At 39.2% G+C, this 16,964-nt stretch carries 16 protein-coding genes; 12 read left to right on the forward strand and 4 right to left on the reverse strand.

The features are described from left to right. Window positions 1–244: 244 nt before the first annotated feature. Window positions 245–2,131 (reverse strand): molecular chaperone HtpG, encoded by a 1,887-nt coding sequence (gene htpG, locus BUA16_RS11080; protein ID WP_072764819.1) that lies wholly within the window; start codon window positions 2,129–2,131, stop codon window positions 245–247. A 335-nt stretch (window positions 2,132–2,466) separates the two neighbouring features. Between htpG and BUA16_RS11085 the strand changes: the two genes are divergently transcribed. Then, window positions 2,467–3,477: a 3-oxoacyl-ACP synthase III family protein gene (locus BUA16_RS11085; RefSeq protein WP_072764873.1), complete on the forward strand. Its 1,011-nt coding sequence runs from the start codon at window positions 2,467–2,469 to the stop codon at window positions 3,475–3,477. A gap of 397 nt (window positions 3,478–3,874) precedes the next feature. On the opposite strand, the gene BUA16_RS11090 is transcribed toward BUA16_RS11085, so the two are convergent. Further along, a complete protein-coding gene (locus tag BUA16_RS11090) occupies window positions 3,875–5,335 on the reverse strand; it encodes a sodium:solute symporter (RefSeq protein ID WP_072764820.1) in 1,461 nt (486 codons plus the stop codon). A gap of 209 nt (window positions 5,336–5,544) precedes the next feature. On the opposite strand from BUA16_RS11090, the gene recR reads away from it, so the two are divergent. The 11 genes from recR (at window position 5,545) to rimO (ending at window position 14,544) form a co-directional block, all read left to right on the forward strand. Continuing rightward, window positions 5,545–6,162, forward strand: coding sequence for a recombination mediator RecR (recR, locus tag BUA16_RS11095; protein WP_072764821.1), 618 nt, complete (start codon window positions 5,545–5,547; stop codon window positions 6,160–6,162). An 89-nt stretch (window positions 6,163–6,251) separates the two neighbouring features. Continuing rightward, entirely contained in the window at window positions 6,252–7,589 is a 1,338-nt protein-coding gene (locus tag BUA16_RS11100; protein ID WP_072764822.1) for a dihydrolipoamide acetyltransferase family protein, read from the forward strand. A 143-nt stretch (window positions 7,590–7,732) separates the two neighbouring features. Further along, entirely contained in the window at window positions 7,733–8,509 is a 777-nt protein-coding gene (locus BUA16_RS11105) for a 3'-5' exonuclease (protein WP_072764823.1), read from the forward strand. 99 nt (window positions 8,510–8,608) lie between these two features. Further along, on the forward strand, window positions 8,609–9,220 hold the full coding sequence (locus tag BUA16_RS11110) for a fumarylacetoacetate hydrolase family protein (RefSeq protein WP_072764824.1): 612 nt from the start codon (window positions 8,609–8,611) through the stop codon (window positions 9,218–9,220). Further along, complete coding sequence (locus BUA16_RS11115; RefSeq protein WP_072764825.1) at window positions 9,221–9,562, forward strand: Hpt domain-containing protein; 342 nt, start codon at window positions 9,221–9,223, stop codon at window positions 9,560–9,562. After that, window positions 9,562–10,809, forward strand: a complete 1,248-nt coding sequence (locus BUA16_RS11120; RefSeq protein ID WP_072764826.1) for a competence/damage-inducible protein A — start codon at window positions 9,562–9,564, stop codon at window positions 10,807–10,809. The genes BUA16_RS11115 and BUA16_RS11120 overlap by 1 nt, the downstream gene beginning before the upstream one ends. A 72-nt stretch (window positions 10,810–10,881) precedes the next feature. Beyond that, entirely contained in the window at window positions 10,882–11,118 is a 237-nt protein-coding gene (gene rpmB, locus BUA16_RS11125) for a 50S ribosomal protein L28 (protein WP_072764827.1), read from the forward strand. A gap of 21 nt (window positions 11,119–11,139) precedes the next feature. Next, entirely contained in the window at window positions 11,140–11,322 is a 183-nt protein-coding gene (gene rpmG / locus BUA16_RS11130; RefSeq protein WP_072764828.1) for a 50S ribosomal protein L33, read from the forward strand. A 6-nt stretch (window positions 11,323–11,328) separates the two neighbouring features. Next, window positions 11,329–11,481, forward strand: coding sequence for a DUF4295 domain-containing protein (locus tag BUA16_RS11135; protein WP_072764829.1), 153 nt, complete (start codon window positions 11,329–11,331; stop codon window positions 11,479–11,481). 90 nt (window positions 11,482–11,571) lie between these two features. After that, a complete protein-coding gene (gene ftsY, locus BUA16_RS11140; protein ID WP_072764830.1) occupies window positions 11,572–12,534 on the forward strand; it encodes a signal recognition particle-docking protein FtsY in 963 nt (320 codons plus the stop codon). Between the two features lie 708 nt (window positions 12,535–13,242). Beyond that, window positions 13,243–14,544 carry a 30S ribosomal protein S12 methylthiotransferase RimO gene (rimO, locus tag BUA16_RS11145; protein WP_072764831.1) on the forward strand — a complete coding sequence of 434 codons (1,302 nt, stop codon included), beginning with the start codon at window positions 13,243–13,245 and terminating at the stop codon, window positions 14,542–14,544. Window positions 14,545–15,169: 625 nt separating this feature from the next. On the opposite strand, the gene BUA16_RS11150 is transcribed toward rimO, so the two are convergent. Together BUA16_RS11150 and BUA16_RS11155 are read right to left on the reverse strand one after the other, a co-directional pair. Continuing rightward, the gene (locus BUA16_RS11150) at window positions 15,170–16,063 is read right to left on the reverse strand and encodes a DMT family transporter (RefSeq protein WP_072764832.1); all 894 of its coding nucleotides are present in this window, start codon (window positions 16,061–16,063) and stop codon (window positions 15,170–15,172) included. 272 nt (window positions 16,064–16,335) lie between these two features. Then, complete coding sequence (locus tag BUA16_RS11155; protein WP_072764833.1) at window positions 16,336–16,845, reverse strand: SRPBCC family protein; 510 nt, start codon at window positions 16,843–16,845, stop codon at window positions 16,336–16,338. Window positions 16,846–16,964 lie beyond the last annotated feature (119 nt).

The raw sequence follows: 16,964 nt of genomic DNA on the forward strand, positions 1-16,964 counted from the left end.
AAAGGTAAGCTTTAGCTGTTATTGGCCAACATTTTTTTCTGCCTTCCATCATGCCGGAAGCTATTATTGGGGTGTATGTATATACGATACAAAATAGCATGGGACATTTATTTATATCAAAAGCTTTTTCTCGTATAAATTTATAAATTGGAAGTTTTCATGATTGGTCAAAATTATGAAGACAAAATAAGGCTGTCTTTTCAGACAGCCTCATTTCTTTTCAAGTACTATATACGGTACTATCTTATTTTACCATTTCATAACTGCGTTTAATGAAATTGGTAAGTTCTTCACCTTTTAGCAATCCTTTTGATAAACGGGCCAAATCTAAAGACTGATTGATTAATCGTTCTTTCTTTTTAGCTGTTTTGGTATTCAGGATTTCTGAAACTAGTTCGTGATTGGTATTGATCACCAGATTGTACATTTCTGGCATATTACCCATTCCAAACATTCCGCCACCACCGGTTTGTTGCATTTCTTTCATACGTCGCAAAAATTCTGGCTCTGTAATCATGAAAGGAGAGGCGTCGCTATCCATAGCTTCCAATTGAATAGTATAGCTTTTGTTGTTGATAGCAGTTTCAATATCGGTTTTTAAGGTTTCCTTCTCCTCGTCAGAAAGCTTAGAGATTTGAGCATCTTCTTTCTTGATAAGGTTATCTAAGTGGTCTGCATCTACACGAGCAAAAGAGATATTCTCTTTAGAAGTCTCCAGTTTTTGCATTAAATGCGAAATAATAGGAGAATCTAATAACAATACCTCTAGGCCTTTAGCTTTGGCAGCTTCGATATAACTGTGTTGTTCCTCTTTGTTGGAGGCGTACAAGATTACAAGCTTGTTGTCCTTGTCCGTATGTGCAGGCTTTAATTTTTCCTGTAATTCTTCAAAAGTGTAAAAAGCGCCATCTACGGTCGGGTAAAGGGCAAATTTATCGGCTTTTTCAAAGAATTTTTCTTCAGAAAGCATTCCATACTCAATAACGATTTTAATGTCGTTCCATTTGGCTTCTAAATCTTCTCTGTTGTTTTTAAAGATAGAGTTTAATTTATCGGCAACCTTACGGGTAATATAGGATGATATCTTTTTTACAGCACCATCGGCCTGTAAGTAAGAACGAGATACGTTTAATGGAATGTCCGGAGAGTCAATAACTCCTCTTAACATCGTCAAGAATTCTGGAACAATTCCCTCTACATTATCTGTTACGAAAACCTGATTTTGGTATAACTGTATCCTGTCTTTCTGAACATTAAGATCTTGACTTAATTTTGGGAAATAAAGAATACCTGTTAGGTTAAAAGGATAATCTACATTTAAGTGGATATTGAATAAAGGATCCTCGAACTGCATTGGGTACAATTCCCTGTAGAAGCCTTTATAATCTTCCTCTTTTAAGTCTGCTGGTTGTTTTGTCCAGGCAGGAGTAGGGTTGTTAATAATATTATCTACTTCCTGAGTAGGTGCCGGATCTTCTTCCTTAGCATCTTCTGGTTTCGGTAAAGTCTCCGTCTTAGTTCCAAATTTAATTGGAATAGGCATAAACTTGTTGTACTTCTCAAGAAGTCCACCAATTTTGGCCTCTTCTAAAAACTCAAGAGAATCTTCGGCAACATGAAGGATGATTTCTGTACCGCGCTCTTTTTTGTCCGATGCTTCTAGAGTGAAGTTTGGAGAACCATCGCAAGTCCAGTGTGCTGCAGGTTCGTCCTTGAAACTTTTAGTAATGATTTCTACCTTTTCAGCTACCATAAAGGCAGAGTAGAAACCTAAACCAAAATGTCCGATAATACCAGAGTCCTTAGCAGAGTCTTTGTATTTGTCCAAGAATTCTTCAGCGCCAGAAAAAGCTACTTCGTTAATGTACTTCTGAACTTCTTCCTCGGTCATTCCCAGACCTTGGTCAATTACATGGATTTTTTTGCCTTCTTTGTCTACTTTTATCTCAATAATAGGGTTGCCGTACTCTACCTTGGCCTCACCTATTGCAGTAAGGTGTTTTAATTTTAAGGTAGCATCGGTAGCATTAGACACTAGCTCTCTGAGGAAAATCTCATGGTCGCTGTAAAGGAATTTTTTTATAAGCGGAAATATGTTCTCAACGGAAACATTAATCTTGCCTGTGGCCATACTTCAATAGTTTTTTAGAGTTATGGGTATTGATGGACAAAAAAAATACCATAGTGTCCCAAGGTGACAAACTGGCATTGTTTATTTTTCGAATGTCAATTTTGTCATTAGAGAAGTAGCGAATGCTTGTGGATGTGTCTTAGATATTATGGTAGGAGAAGTTTAATGTCCGATGATATCATCGGTGTTCTTGATGTTGGTCAAGGAGATTCTTTTTTTAATTGGGGATTGGTATATTTTCGATTATCTTAGTTCTAGATGTATAATTTATATATATTTTAGATTTTACAATAACCAAAGGGCGCCTTGTGCCCCTAAACCTAAAGGAAGACGAAATGTTCAATTCAAAAATAACCGGCTTAGGGTACTATGTTCCCGAGAATATCGTCACCAACGACGATTTATCCAAAATAATGGATACAAATGACGCTTGGATCCAGGAACGAACCGGGATAAAAGAAAGAAGGCACGTGGTGAAAGGCGATGGGGATACCACTACCTCCATGGGAGTAAAAGCCGCCAAGATTGCCATAGAACGCGCGGGGATTGATAAGGACGATATCGATTTTATAGTATTTGCTACCTTAAGTCCCGATTATTATTTTCCAGGACCTGGCGTTTTGGTACAAAGAGATTTGGGGATTAAAACTGTAGGGGCCTTGGATGTTAGAAACCAATGTTCCGGATTCGTTTATGGCCTATCGGTAGCCGATCAATTTATAAAAACAGGTATGTATAAAAACGTGCTTGTGATTGGTTCGGAACTTCACTCGCACGGATTGGACATGACCACAAGAGGAAGGGGAGTATCTGTGATTTTTGGTGATGGGGCCGGAGCAGCAGTCCTTAGTCGTACCGAAGATAATAACACAGGTATCCTTTCAACACACCTGCATTCCGAAGGGCAACATGCCGAGGAATTGGCGCTGATAGCGCCTGGCATGGGGAGTCGTTGGGTCAATGATATTATCGCCGATAATGATCCTAATGATGAGTCTTACTTTCCATATATGAACGGTCAATTTGTCTTTAAGAATGCCGTCGTACGCTTTAGTGAAGTAATTATAGAAGGCCTAAAAGCAAACAACTTGCAGGCCCAGGATATTAATATGTTGGTGCCGCATCAGGCGAATCTTAGAATTTCTCAATTTATTCAAAAGAAATTTGGACTGCAAGACGACCAGGTTTTTAATAATATAATGAAATACGGTAATACTACTGCCGCCTCTATACCAATAGCACTTACAGAGGCTTGGGAACAGGGTAAATTAAAATCGGGAGATTTGGTGGTATTGGCCGCCTTTGGTAGTGGCTTTACTTGGGGTAGTGCTATCATCAGATGGTAAAAAAGTGAAACCCGGAATTTTAACTCCGGGTTTCTTTCATTGATAAACTATACTAAACACTAACCATTAACCATAAAACATACAGCTTTATCAATGAAACTGTCTTTAAATCACTATAAAGGTCGGATGTTTTATTGTATAATTACAAGGAAATCAGACTTTAACATCATAATTAACATTCGGTAAAACCAAAAGGTCGTTGAAGCATAAAAGTCACCATATCTTGTTCGCGGGCAATGTTTTGCTATTTAAAAATTGATATGTTAACCGTCTTGTCCAAGGAGACATACGCTTCCTTTAAAAACAACCTTGTGAAAGGGACAGTTAATCTTATCCAATAGGTTTTTTAAGGGGGCCATCAATTTTCTCTATCAAAGGACTTCATTAAATTTCGTATTTATTCTTTTTTCCTGATAAACCAAAGGCCTATAAAAGTAATCAATCCGTTTAAAGGCAGTAGTTCGTATCCGACTTCATAACCACCCAAAGCTTCTTTAGGAATGTTCGCTATCAGAACAATAAGTACTACAGAAGTCAATGCCACGACCCATGCAAATTGGTCTTTAATATTATACCTGGTGAAAATCCCAAAGCTAAAGAGTCCTAACAAGGGGCCGTAGGTGTAGGTGGCAACGGTCAATAGACCGTCAATAACATTCTTGTCGAGCACATGCTTAAATATGACAATGACAATAATCAGCAAGACACTCATGCCGATATGGGTTTTTTTACGGATGGACTTTTGTGTGTTTTCGGGCTTTTTGTTAATATTTAAAAAGTCGACACAAAAAGAAGTAGTCAACGCCGTAAGGGCGCTATCGGCACTGCTATAGGCGGCCGCAATAAGACCCAACATAAAAGTAATGGCCACAATAATCCCTAAATCACTGTTTAAGGCAATCTCTGGGAAAAGTAAATCGGGTTTTGGAGTGCCATCCATTAAGGGAATGGCAATAGAATTCTTTGCCGCATATATAAATAATAGGGCTCCCAATAATAAAAAAACAAAGTTAACCACTATAAGGACCACACTAAAGCTCAAGACGTTTTTTTGGGCGTCCTTTAAACTTTTACAGGTAAGGTTCTTTTGCATCATGTCCTGGTCCAACCCAGTCATGCAAATGGTGATGAACATACCTCCTATAAATGATTTTATAAAGTGTGTCTTATTAAAAAAATCGTCCGTAAATAGTATTTTGCTGTACTGTTTTAATTCTGCCGAAGCTAAGAACTCACTAAAATCCCATCCTATTTTTTGGTTGATAAAATATATGGAGAGGCCTACAGAAATTAACATAAACAAGGTTTGCAAGGTATCTGTCCAAACAATGGTTTTTATACCACCCCTAAAAGTATAGATCCATATAAGGAGAATAGATAGGGTGACGGTTAACTCAAAAGGAACGTTCCAAGCATCAAAAACAAACTGTTGTAGTACGATGGCAACTAGAAATAATCTAAAAGAAGCGCCTAAAACCCTCGAAATAAAAAAGAAAAAGGCCCCGGTCTTATAGCTGACAATGCCAAAACGGCCTTCTAGATATTCATATATAGAAGTGACATTAAGTTTGTAGTAAAGGGGCAGTAAAAGATAGGCAATGACGACATAACCTGCCAAGTACCCAAAAACTACCTGCATATAGCTAAATTGAGAGGTTTCAACCCATCCTGGAACAGAAATGAAGGTGACGCCAGATAAGGAGGCGCCTACCATACCGAAGGCTACCAAATACCATGGGGATTGTTTTCCCGCCTTGAAAAAATCAGCGTTTGAATCGTTTTTTCCCGTAAAATAGGAAATCGCTAAAAGCATGAGGAAATAACATCCGATAAGGAGTAGGATATGGGTAGCGGTCATAATTTGGTTGTATCAGGGCGGAAAAGTACAAAAAACTAGGATATTAAAATATTCCGGAACGATTCTTCAATTCTGGATAGACCTTCTTTTGGGGGAATTGGTACAGGTGTTGGCCACGCAAGCTGTTCTAAGCAAACTATTTGCAAAATTAAAATAGACTACAACGGGAAATTATGAATTAAATGGTATAAAATTGTAATTTTGTAAGTATGGAATTTTCTTCTAAATTATTAGAAAACGCAGTCTATGAGGTATCCCAATTACCTGGTATAGGGAAACGTACGGCCTTGCGGTTGGTACTACATTTATTAAAACAGCCCAAAGAACAAACCACAAGATTGGCAGGAGCTTTGGTGTCGTTAAAAGATCAAATAAAATTTTGCAAGAACTGTCATAACATTTCGGATGTTGCACTGTGCGAAATTTGTGCGAATCCAAAACGCGATGAAACGATAGTTTGTGTGGTAGAAGATATTCGCGATGTGATGGCTATAGAAAACACCAACCAGTTTAAAGGACATTACCATGTATTGGGTGGGAAAATTTCACCCATGGAAGGTATTGGTCCACACGATTTAACCGTTGGGTCCCTGATCAATAAAGTGAAAGAAGGCCAAATAAAGGAATTGATATTTGCGCTGAGTTCTACTATGGAAGGAGATACTACCAATTTTTATATCTATAAACAATTGGAAGGATTGCCAGTAAAGACCTCTACTATCGCTAGGGGAATTGCCGTGGGCGATGAATTGGAATATGCGGATGAAGTGACTTTGGGAAGAAGTATTCTAAATAGAGTGCCCTTCGAAAATTCTTTTAAAACATAGCGATATTAAATGAGTAAAAAGTAACCGTAAGGCTTTTTATTTGTTATTTTCGCAAAACATTAATCAATAAAACAGCATTAATTAAGGATATGTCAAAATTTGAATTAAAATTACCGCAAATGGGTGAAAGTGTTGCAGAGGCAACTTTAACCACTTGGCTAAAAGAAGTGGGCGATACCATTGAAATGGACGAAGCTATTTTTGAAATTGCCACGGATAAGGTCGATTCTGAAGTTCCTAGTGAGGTAGATGGGGTTTTGATAGAAAAATTATTTTCCGTTGATGATGTTATTAAGGTAGGGCAAACGGTGGCTATAATTGAAATTGATGGTGCCGATGTCTCAACACCTGCAATGGATGCTTCTTCTGAAGAAGTGTCTGAAGAAACAGTAGCAGAATTAGAAAGTACGGTAGTCGCTGCCCAAGAAACAGCAACGGCAAATACAATGGATTTTAGCCGTACAGAAAAGTTTTATTCTCCCTTAGTTAAGAACATAGCCAAAAAAGAGGGGATTTCGGTTGCCGAATTAGATGCTATTGCAGGTAGCGGTAGTGAGGGTCGAGTGACCAAAAACGATCTTTTGGATTATATAGCGCAAGGGAAACCTAACAAAGCTGTCGAAGGGGGTGTTGTAGCTCAAAAAGGAGAAGATAGGCCTGTGCAGAAACCAGCTGCAGCGAAAGAGAATACTATTGCTGCCAAGCAGTCTACAGTTGTTGGGGATGAGGTTATTCCGTTAAGTAGGATGGGGAAACTTATTGCTCATCACATGACCGCTAGTCTTGCTACCTCTGCCCATGTGCAAAGTTTTATAGAGGTAGATGTTACCAATCTCGTGAATTGGAGAAATAAGACCAAGGTTGCCTTTGAAAAGCGCGAAGGTGAAAAACTTACTTTTACCCCTATCTTTTTGGAAGCGGTTGCCATGGCACTCAAAAAGTATCCCATGATGAATATTATTATGGATGGGGATACCGTCATAAAGAAAAAAAATATCAATATAGGGATGGCTGCGGCATTGCCGGACGGCAATTTAATAGTGCCGGTGATTAAAAATGCAGACCAGTTAAATTTGGTAGGGATGGCCAAGGCTGTAAACGATTTGGCCAACAGAGCCAGAAACAATGCCTTAAAACCCGATGAAATAAAAGACGGTACGTATACGGTGACCAATGTAGGGACCTTTGGCAGCGTTTTTGGTACCCCAATTATTAACCAGCCTCAGGTGGGGATTCTTGCCTTGGGAGCAATCAGAAAAATGCCTTCCGTGGTAGAAACAAAAGAAGGCGATTTTATCGCTATTAGAAGCAAAATGTACCTGTCGCATAGTTATGACCACAGAGTGGTGAACGGTGCCTTGGGGGGTATGTTTGTAAAAGCAGTAGCCGATTATTTGGAAGCTTGGGATGTAAACCGTGAGGTGTAGCCTAAAGTTTTTAATATCTAATATATAAGCCCCTGTTTTAAGGGGCTTTTTTTATATCCTATATTTTTGTTTAAGGCAAGAAAGTGAGTCAATCTTTAGTCTAAATCTAGGTAAAGCCTATCTTTGCAAAAAAGCCCTGAATTATGCAATTAAACCTTACAAAGCCTATTTGTTTTTTCGATCTGGAAACTACTGGTACCAATGTAGTAAAAGATAGAATTGTAGAAATAGCGATCCTGAAAATTTTTCCAAACGGAAATAAAGAAAGTAAAACCTGGCTGGTAAATCCGGAAATGCAAATACCAGATGAGGTAATCGCTATACATGGAATAAGCAATGAAAAGGTAGCTAATGAGCCGACCTTTAAAGAACTTTCCAAAGAGATCTATAAAATGGTCAAGGATAGCGATCTGGGAGGCTTTAATTCTGATCGTTTTGATATTCCTCTTTTGGCAGAAGAAATGTTGCGCGCTGGGGTAGATTTTGATATGAAAAATATGGTGTCTGTAGATGTGCAAACAATCTTTCACAAAATGGAAAAGCGTACCCTAGAAGCGGCCTATAAGTTTTATTGCGATAAAAACCTGATCGATGCCCATAGTGCAGAAGCCGATACTTTGGCTACTTATGAGGTATTGTTGTCTCAATTGGAGCGCTATCCGGAATTGGAAAATAATATTAAGAAATTATCTGAATTCACCACTAGAAAACAATCGGTAGATTTTGCCGGATTTATTGGATTGGACAAGGAGGGCGAGGAAATATTTGCCTTCGGAAAACACAAAGGGAAAAAAGTACACGATATTCTAGAGAAAGAACCAGGGTATTTTGGCTGGATCTTGAACGCAGATTTTCCGCTTTATACTAAAAAGGTGCTTACTCAGATAAAACTAAGTAAGCTAAATAATAAGTTGTCCTAAACTTTTAATCATTCAAAAAAAATAAGGGGCTTGGTATAGAAATGCTGTTTTTCTATGTTTTTTGCCGACATAATAATCCTTGAGATATAATATATTGAAATGAAAATAATCTGTATCGGCCGCAATTATGTGGATCATATTAAGGAGTTAAACAATGAAAGGCCAAATGATCCGGTGGTATTTATAAAGCCCGATTCTGCCGTGTTGCCTAAAGAACAGGATTTTTACATTCCGGAATTTTCTAATGAGGTGCATTACGAAGTAGAAGTATTGGTGAAAATTAAAAAAGTCGGCAAGCATATTGATGTTAAATTTGCCCATACTTATTACGATGAGATAGGGTTGGGGATAGATTTTACGGCCAGAGATCTACAGGCACAGCTAAAAGAAAAGGGGTTGCCCTGGGAAAAAGCGAAGGGATTTGATGGGGCTGCCGTTATTGGAAAATGGTTGCCGAAATCTAATTTTAAAGACCTAAACGATATAAATTTTCAGCTGCTAAAAAATGAAGAGGTCGTTCAGCAGGGGAATACCGGCCTTATGTTATGGTCTATTGATGAACTGATTGCGTATGTGTCCCAGTTTTTTATGCTGAAAAAAGGAGATGTGATCTTTACAGGGACGCCAGCAGGGGTTGGTAGAATAAGTGCAAATGATTATCTTTCGGGAACCCTCGAAAATGAAGAGGTATTCTCACTAAACATAAAATAAATGATTTATAATCTAGACAAAATTAACGAACTAGCCGAGGGTGACAATGATTTTATCATGGCCGTAGTGGGAGTTTTCTTGGAAGAGGTGCCTCAAGATTTGGCGGAGTTGGAAGTTGCCTTGAGGCAGAAAAATTTTGAGAGTGTATATAAACTGGCTCATAAAATAAAACCGAATGTGGATTTGTTAGGGATGGAGGATACCCGGAAAATCGCCTTAAACATTGAAACTCTTGGAAAAAAAGGCAAATCCGAAGAAGCAGAGATAACACGTTTGGTGCCCTTGCTGAAAGAGGATATCAATCAGGTGGTCTCTGAATTAAAAAACGATTTTAGCTTTTAATGTTTTCAGAAATAATAACTATTGGCGATGAAATTCTCATCGGTCAAATCGTAGATACAAATTCTGCTTTTATAGCATCCGAACTCAACAAAATCGGGGTATCTGTCTATCAGATAAGTTCGGTGCAAGACGATAAGATGCATATCCTGCAAGCCTTGAAAGAGGCCGAGTCCAGAGCAGATATTATTATAATTACCGGAGGGCTGGGGCCTACAAAGGACGATATTACCAAACATACCTTATGCGAGTACTTTAAGGATACCTTGGTCGAAAACAAGGAGGTGCTGGCTCATGTAGAAGGTATTTTTAAAAAACACATCACTACACCGATATCCGATGTTAATAGAATGCAGGCTTGGGTGCCTTCTAAGGCGAAAGTGCTGCACAACGAATACGGTACTGCTCCCGGAATGTGGATCGGTGATAAGGGGAAGGTGGTGATATCTCTGCCCGGGGTTCCTTTCGAGATGAAAAATTTAATAAAGACACAAGTTATTCCAAGAATTATTGAGGAATTTAGGCGTCCCTTTATTTTTCATAAAACCATAGTAACCTATGGAATGGGAGAGAGTGCCATCGCCGAAAAGATAGAACCGCTGGAGACCAATCTCCCTTCTTTTATAAAATTGGCCTATTTGCCTAGCTTGGGGTCGGTAAGATTGCGTCTTTCTGCCAAAGGGCTCGATCGGGAAACGCTGTTCCTTCAAATGAATGATGAGGTAGAGCGACTTAAATCGCTCTTGGGCGACCTAGTGTATGGCGAAGAAGGAGATGAGTCTATAGAGGAGGTCGTAGCGCAATTACTGAAGAAAAGGAAAATGACCTTGGGGACGGCAGAGAGTTTTACCGGAGGGAAAATTGCAGAACAAATTACAGCCCTTCCCGGTGCTTCGGCTTACTTTAAGGGAAGTGTGGTGAGTTATGCGACCCAAACCAAGATAGAAGTGCTTAAAGTGCCTGAGACGATTATAGATAAGTGTTCCGTGGTCAGTGCGGAGGTGGCTGCTGCCATGGCAGAGAATTTAAAAACTCTGTTGAAAACAGATTTTGCCATCGCTACAACTGGAAACGCAGGACCTTCAAAAGGAGATTCCGATGCGGACATTGGAACCGTGTTTATAGCCGTGGCTTCACCAAAAGGTGTGGTCGTCGAAAAATATATGATGGGAAGCCATCGAGAACGCATTGTGCAAAAGTCTGTAAATAAGGCGTTTGAAATGCTTCAAAAAGAAATTTTAAAATTCTAGTCAAGAATTTTGCCTGAACGATAAAATTAGCTTAAATTTGCAACCTGTTTAAAACAAAATAAAAGTAGCGAAATGTCAAAAGTTTGTGATGTTACTGGAAAGAGAGCCATGTTTGGGAACAATGTGTCCTTCTCGATTAATAAGACCAGAAGAAGATTTGATGTAAATCTTTCCAAAAAACGTTTCTATATTCCAGAAGAAGATCGTTGGATCACCTTAAAGGTGTCTGCAAAGGCTTTAAAGAGTATAAATAAAAAAGGAATTTCCGCTGTTTTGAAGGAAGCAAAGGGAAAAGGGTTGATTAAGTAATCCTGAAATACGAAAATTAAGATGGCAAAGAAAGGTAACAGAATTCAGGTTATTTTGGAGTGTACAGAGCATAAAGAGTCTGGCAAGCCAGGTACTTCTAGGTACATAACCACTAAGAACAAAAAGAACACTCCAGATAGGATGGAAATTAAAAAATTCAACCCTATCTTGAAGAGAATGACAGTTCATAAAGAAATAAAATAAAACGTCATGGCAAAGAAAACGGTAGCGAGTTTACAAACAAGTTCAAAAAGATTGACTAAAGCCATTAAGATGGTAAAGTCACCTAAAACTGGTGCTTATTCATTTGCGGAGTCAGTAATGGCGCCGGAATTGGTGAACGATTGGTTAGGTAAGAAATAATAATCTGTTTATTATAGGTTATAAAGCTGCTTTCTTTGGAAGGTGGCTTTTTTATTTTCATATCTTTGAGGAAAAGAATGTTCTACAGAAATGAGTTTATTTAAGAAAATATTTTCTACCCAGAAAAAAGAGTCTTTAGACAAGGGTCTAGAAAAGACTAAAACCAGTTTTTTTTCAAAACTTGGTAAAGCCGTTGTTGGAAAGTCTAAAGTAGACGACGAAGTTTTAGATAGTTTAGAAGAGGTCCTTGTGTCGTCAGACGTAGGCGTAAATACTACCTTGAAGATCATAGAGAGAATAGAGGCAAGGGTGAACCGGGACAAATACCTCGGGGTGCAGGAGCTGAATTTGATTCTAAGAGAAGAAATAGCAGGATTGTTGTCCGAAACCAATTCTGGAGACGAAACCGATTACAGTATTCCAAAAGACAAGAAACCATACGTCATTATGGTTGTTGGGGTAAACGGTGTGGGGAAAACTACTACCATCGGGAAGCTGGCCTATCAATTCAAAAAGAAAGGCCTTAAAGTGGTTCTCGGTGCCGCAGATACCTTTAGGGCAGCAGCCATAGATCAGTTGCAAGTATGGGCAGATCGGGTCGATGTACCCATTGTACGCCAGGAAATGGGGAGTGATCCCGCTTCGGTGGCATTCGATACCTTAAGTTCTGCCGTTTCGCAAAACGCCGATGTGGTTATTATTGACACCGCCGGAAGATTGCACAATAAGGTGAATTTGATGAATGAGCTCACCAAGGTGAAACGCGTGATGCAAAAGGTGGTAGCCGATACCCCGCACGATGTTTTATTGGTCTTGGATGGTTCTACCGGTCAAAATGCCTTTGAGCAGGCCAAGCAGTTTACCAAGGCAACGGAAGTTACTTCCCTGGCGGTTACTAAATTGGACGGTACGGCTAAAGGAGGGGTGGTTATCGGTATCTCTGATGAGTTTCAAATCCCGGTAAAATATATTGGGGTCGGAGAAGGTATCGAAGACTTACAAGTGTTCAATAAAATGGAGTTTGTAGATTCCTTTTTTAGTAACAAAGCTTAAAAAATATCTATTGTCATTTTGATAGCTGTCCAAAATAGATGGCTATCAAATTCAATAGCGCAAGAACATTATTTTCCCCATAGAGGGAATTTCTTGTTTTTAATGATTTTATAGGATGCTTAGGGCGTTCCCTCCTTCGTCGGTCGGGCTCTTCGCTATATCCCTTGCCTTGCTGCGGGGATGCCGCTGCGATCCCTAACGCAACTCCACGGTTAACAACGCACTGCTTCTTTTCTTATACTCTTATTGTAATAACGATGCTTGTCAAAAACAGGTCCAAGGAACCTTTTTCTTCTGGTGATAACCATTGGTGCCGGGATAGGTTACTGCTGTTTTTTTTTAATTGTCGAATTATTTTTTACGGTCTATTAGTGTTAAAGGTGTCTCTAGGTTTTATAAAGGTTATTATTCCTGCTGCTTAGTTTCTATTTCTGACGGTATAACACGCGCTGGGAATCTTAGGAAGGGAATAATTGACCTAAAGGTTTAAGGATGAATTTTTTAACCGAGGGTAGCGTTTGTTAGGGAATTGGTTAAATTTTTATCAGGGGTTCGTATAATGTGCGGTGTTGTATCTCCAATACTTTCTGGATATGATCGGTTTGAGGTCTTTAAGGTGTAATAGTTTGGCTAAGAATTCATAAAAAAAGCTATAAACGAACAACAATCATTTTGCAAGTTGTATTTTTGCATATTATTTAAATAAATATGCGTACAAAGACACTTAAAAAGAATAAGATTAATATGGTAACCTTGGGGTGTTCCAAGAATTTATACGATTCAGAGGTTATCATGGGGCAGTTAAAGGCCAATGGTAAAGATGTTGCTCATGAAGAGGAGGGGAATGTCGTTGTCATCAATACCTGTGGGTTTATAGCCAATGCCAAGGAAGAGAGTGTAAATACTATTTTAGATTATGTTCAGAAGAAGGAAGCTGGGGAAATAGATAAGGTTTTTGTTACCGGTTGTTTAAGTGAACGTTATAAACCCGATTTACAGAAGGAAATTCCGAATGTAGATGAGTATTTTGGGACTAGCGAACTACCAAACTTATTAAAAGCACTAGGGGCAGATTATAAGCATGAGCTTATTGGGGAGCGTTTAACTACAACTCCAAAGAACTATGCCTATTTAAAAATAGCGGAAGGTTGCGACAGACCTTGTTCCTTTTGTGCTATCCCATTAATGAGAGGGAAGCATAAAAGTACTCCTATAGAAGAGTTGGTAATAGAGGCTAATAAATTAGCCGCTAAGGGGGTAAAAGAGCTTATATTGATTGCTCAAGATCTTACTTATTACGGATTGGATCTGTATAAGAAAAGAAATTTGGCCGAACTTTTAAAAGAGTTGGTAAAGGTTGAAGGGATTGAGTGGATTAGATTGCACTACGCATTCCCTGCTGGGTTTCCTATGGATGTGCTCGAGGTAATGAACCAAGAGCCTAAAATATGTAACTATATCGATATTCCATTACAGCATATTTCGGACGCCATTCTTAAAAGTATGCGCCGTGGAACAACTCAGGAAAAAACCACTAAATTGTTGAAGGAATTTAGAGAGGCCGTACCTGGCATGACTATTAGGACCACTTTAATCGTGGGGTATCCTGGTGAAACCGAAGAAGATTTTCAGGTGCTGAAACAATGGGTAGAAGATATGCGTTTTGAACGTTTAGGATGTTTTACCTATAGCCACGAAGAAAATACCCATGCGTATAACTTAGAAGATAATGTTCCGGAAGAGGTGAAGCAAGAACGGGCCAATGAGATCATGGAAATTCAATCGCAAATTTCTTGGGAATTGAACCAGCAAAAAGTTGGGCAGGTCTTTAGGTGTATTATCGATCGTAAGGAAGGAAACTATTTTGTAGGACGTACGGAATTTGACTCTCCAGATGTAGATAATGAGGTGTTGATAGATGCAGCACAGCACTACGTAAAACAAGGGGAGTTTGTAGATATAAAGATTACCGAGGCAGCCGATTTTGATTTGTACGGAGAACCGGTTTAAATAACAATCATCAAATTATAATGCCGAATAGCGGCGGTATGCCTACCGCCACTATTCGGCATTTTTTGTTTACTTCCTTTTTGTTGTGTATGCTAAGGTCTTTGAGATTCTTCTAGCTTGTGTTAAGGCCTAAAACCCCAGAAGTGATTGCTGGGACAGAAGGGAAAGCGAGAATGGCCTGTTTTATGAGTGCTCCTTAAGAATGCGGCTTTTCATTGCCATAAAAAAATGCCTCCGATGAAGTGGATATTTGCTCCAAAAAATATCATCAGCACCGCCAATGGGCATGTCCCTGAGCGGCTATATTCCTAGATGGAACCATTGCTACAGCAAGCTGTTTTCAGAACTTTAAATCATCTAACCGTATTATTTGTACCCTAAGATTGCTGTTTTTTTTGCGTTAGGGATCGTAGCGGCATCCCCGCAGCAAGGCAAGGGATACAGCGAAGAGCCCGACCGACGAAGGAGGGAACGCCCAGACTAAAATGCAAATAATGTGAAAAATTAGCGCCTAATAGCTGTCATCACGACATTGTACAAACATATAGCAAGTCGGTCACTGGGAAAGAATAGTACGAGTAATACCTTTTATACAGATGCAACTCCTTGGGATAATGATGAGTAATTAGAGGCTTGTTTTAATCTGTTTTTTTGGGAATAAACGAATGGGTCTATCTATAAAGGTAACCCTGATGCCAGACAGTAGAATGATTCCGCCAATGACCATTTGTAAGGTGATTTCCTCATTTAAGAATATCCAAGCGAATAGTGCGGCTAGGAATGCTTGGCCTAATAGGCTTAGCGATACTCTGGTGGCACGCATATGTTTCGTGGCATAACTGAGAAGTACCCAGGCTAATAATTGACAAACTAAGCCTTGTACGATTAATACGCCCCAGCCTATATTTGAAAAACCGCTGAAGGGCTCGCCTATGTACCAAGAAAGTCCCGCTAAAAATATGGACGATCCCAAAAGGCTTAGCGTTAGAAAGGACACCACATCGGTACTGCCTAGTAAGTGCTTGCTTAAGAGTAGGTATGCCGAGTAAAATACCCCCGATAAGATTCCAAAATAAAAACCGATATCGAAAGATAGGTCCAGAAAAAAGCGAAACCCAACAAGGGTAATCATACCGAATAGAGCTATCATCGTTCCTATCCAGAAATTTCTGGAAGGCTTTGGGCTTAAAAAAAGGAAAGTTGCGATCCCTACCCAAATAGGCGATAAATTGGTCAGTAATGAGGCTTGGGTGGCTGTAGATTCCTGAATGGCAATATTCCATACAGCAACGTCAGAACCAAAGAGAGCTCCGCACAAAAGAGTTAACAATAAAATCTTTGTAGACGGTATTTTAATTTTTTTCTTGATGATGGCATAGGGTAGTAGCACAGCCAAGGCTATGGCCATTCTATAAAATGCCGATATAACACCAGGGGTGTAGTTTAGCTTTACTAAAATAGGGAAAATGGCAATGCATAAAATCCCAATTAACAAGGCAATCTGAGGTTTTGTAAACATCTCTATAAATTCGGCAAAACTAGCAAAAAAACTCAGAGTTTGACACGGTCGTAAATAAAATAACGTTTTATTTAATACTTTGGAAGTCAGAGGTTTATAGGGGTGGTTGGAGAAATCTCAATAAAATTGAGGCTTGGGCTAGTTTCTTCCTATTTTTTTTAGATCGATTTTTGGTGGCAACCAATAGTGGGATGTTTGCAAAGGAGGAGATTGTAATACTAGGAAGGGTCAAATTCTATTGATAGCGCCTAAGGGAAAAAAGAAAAAACGGCTTAGATGTTGACAAATTCAAGTTCGGCCATGGGGACGTTTCTAAGGTTTATAGTTGTTTCATTAAGGAGTATTCCGTGTTCTAGGTAAGCCTTTAAATTGGTCAGCCAAAAGGTCCACCCGTTGCTACATCCATAATGGATGTGAAGTTTACTTTTGTCATCCGTGGGGATTTGGTCTTGATGCAATGTCAGCAAAACATAGTCGTCTTGTTTTTCTATGCTAATGGTAAGCCTGCAAACATTGACAAAAGTAAATGCGATGGCATCTTTGCCATTGGCGTGCAACACTTCACCAGTTTCTTCTCCGTCCCAATTGTGCCATTCCCAACGGTAATGATCGCCTGCTTCAATTTTATCGCTTGCTCCTCTAACAGTCTGTCCTTCTTGAGCAGTATAACGGGCATCTCGCAAAAACCAAGAAGTAATGCCTTGTGGCGTGCCCCAGCACCAATACAGTTTTTCAAGGGCTGTTTTTATGTAAATCTTTTTGGTAAACGATTCAAAAGCCATGAGTTTCAGTGTTATTTGTTTCGGGTAACTTCTAAAGCATCATCTATCCTAAAGATACTTCTTTCGTTGGCGAAAGCAATAGGGATTAACATTCTATTTCTACCATATTAATAAGGTTC

Source organism: Arenibacter nanhaiticus, assembly GCF_900141935.1.
GTDB classification, from domain to species: Bacteria; Bacteroidota; Bacteroidia; order Flavobacteriales; family Flavobacteriaceae; genus Arenibacter; species Arenibacter nanhaiticus.

Excerpts from the sequence above, each read along its gene's own strand:
- rpmG (WP_072764828.1), top strand. The coding sequence starts at position 11,140 with ATGGCAAAGAAAGGTAACAGAATTCAGGTTATTTTGGAGTGTACAGAG.
- BUA16_RS11155 (WP_072764833.1), bottom strand. The coding sequence starts at position 16,845 with ATGGCTTTTGAATCGTTTACCAAAAAGATTTACATAAAAACAGCCCTT.
- BUA16_RS11120 (WP_072764826.1), top strand. The coding sequence starts at position 9,562 with ATGTTTTCAGAAATAATAACTATTGGCGATGAAATTCTCATCGGTCAA.
- BUA16_RS11090 (WP_072764820.1), bottom strand. The coding sequence starts at position 5,335 with ATGACCGCTACCCATATCCTACTCCTTATCGGATGTTATTTCCTCATG.
- BUA16_RS11100 (WP_072764822.1), top strand. The coding sequence starts at position 6,252 with ATGTCAAAATTTGAATTAAAATTACCGCAAATGGGTGAAAGTGTTGCA.
- BUA16_RS11085 (WP_072764873.1), top strand. The coding sequence starts at position 2,467 with ATGTTCAATTCAAAAATAACCGGCTTAGGGTACTATGTTCCCGAGAAT.
- BUA16_RS11110 (WP_072764824.1), top strand. The coding sequence starts at position 8,609 with ATGAAAATAATCTGTATCGGCCGCAATTATGTGGATCATATTAAGGAG.
- ftsY (WP_072764830.1), top strand. The coding sequence starts at position 11,572 with ATGAGTTTATTTAAGAAAATATTTTCTACCCAGAAAAAAGAGTCTTTA.
- BUA16_RS11105 (WP_072764823.1), top strand. The coding sequence starts at position 7,733 with ATGCAATTAAACCTTACAAAGCCTATTTGTTTTTTCGATCTGGAAACT.
- htpG (WP_072764819.1), bottom strand. The coding sequence starts at position 2,131 with ATGGCCACAGGCAAGATTAATGTTTCCGTTGAGAACATATTTCCGCTT.
- rpmB (WP_072764827.1), top strand. The coding sequence starts at position 10,882 with ATGTCAAAAGTTTGTGATGTTACTGGAAAGAGAGCCATGTTTGGGAAC.
- BUA16_RS11115 (WP_072764825.1), top strand. The coding sequence starts at position 9,221 with ATGATTTATAATCTAGACAAAATTAACGAACTAGCCGAGGGTGACAAT.
- rimO (WP_072764831.1), top strand. The coding sequence starts at position 13,243 with ATGCGTACAAAGACACTTAAAAAGAATAAGATTAATATGGTAACCTTG.
- recR (WP_072764821.1), top strand. The coding sequence starts at position 5,545 with ATGGAATTTTCTTCTAAATTATTAGAAAACGCAGTCTATGAGGTATCC.
- BUA16_RS11150 (WP_072764832.1), bottom strand. The coding sequence starts at position 16,063 with ATGTTTACAAAACCTCAGATTGCCTTGTTAATTGGGATTTTATGCATT.
- BUA16_RS11135 (WP_072764829.1), top strand. The coding sequence starts at position 11,329 with ATGGCAAAGAAAACGGTAGCGAGTTTACAAACAAGTTCAAAAAGATTG.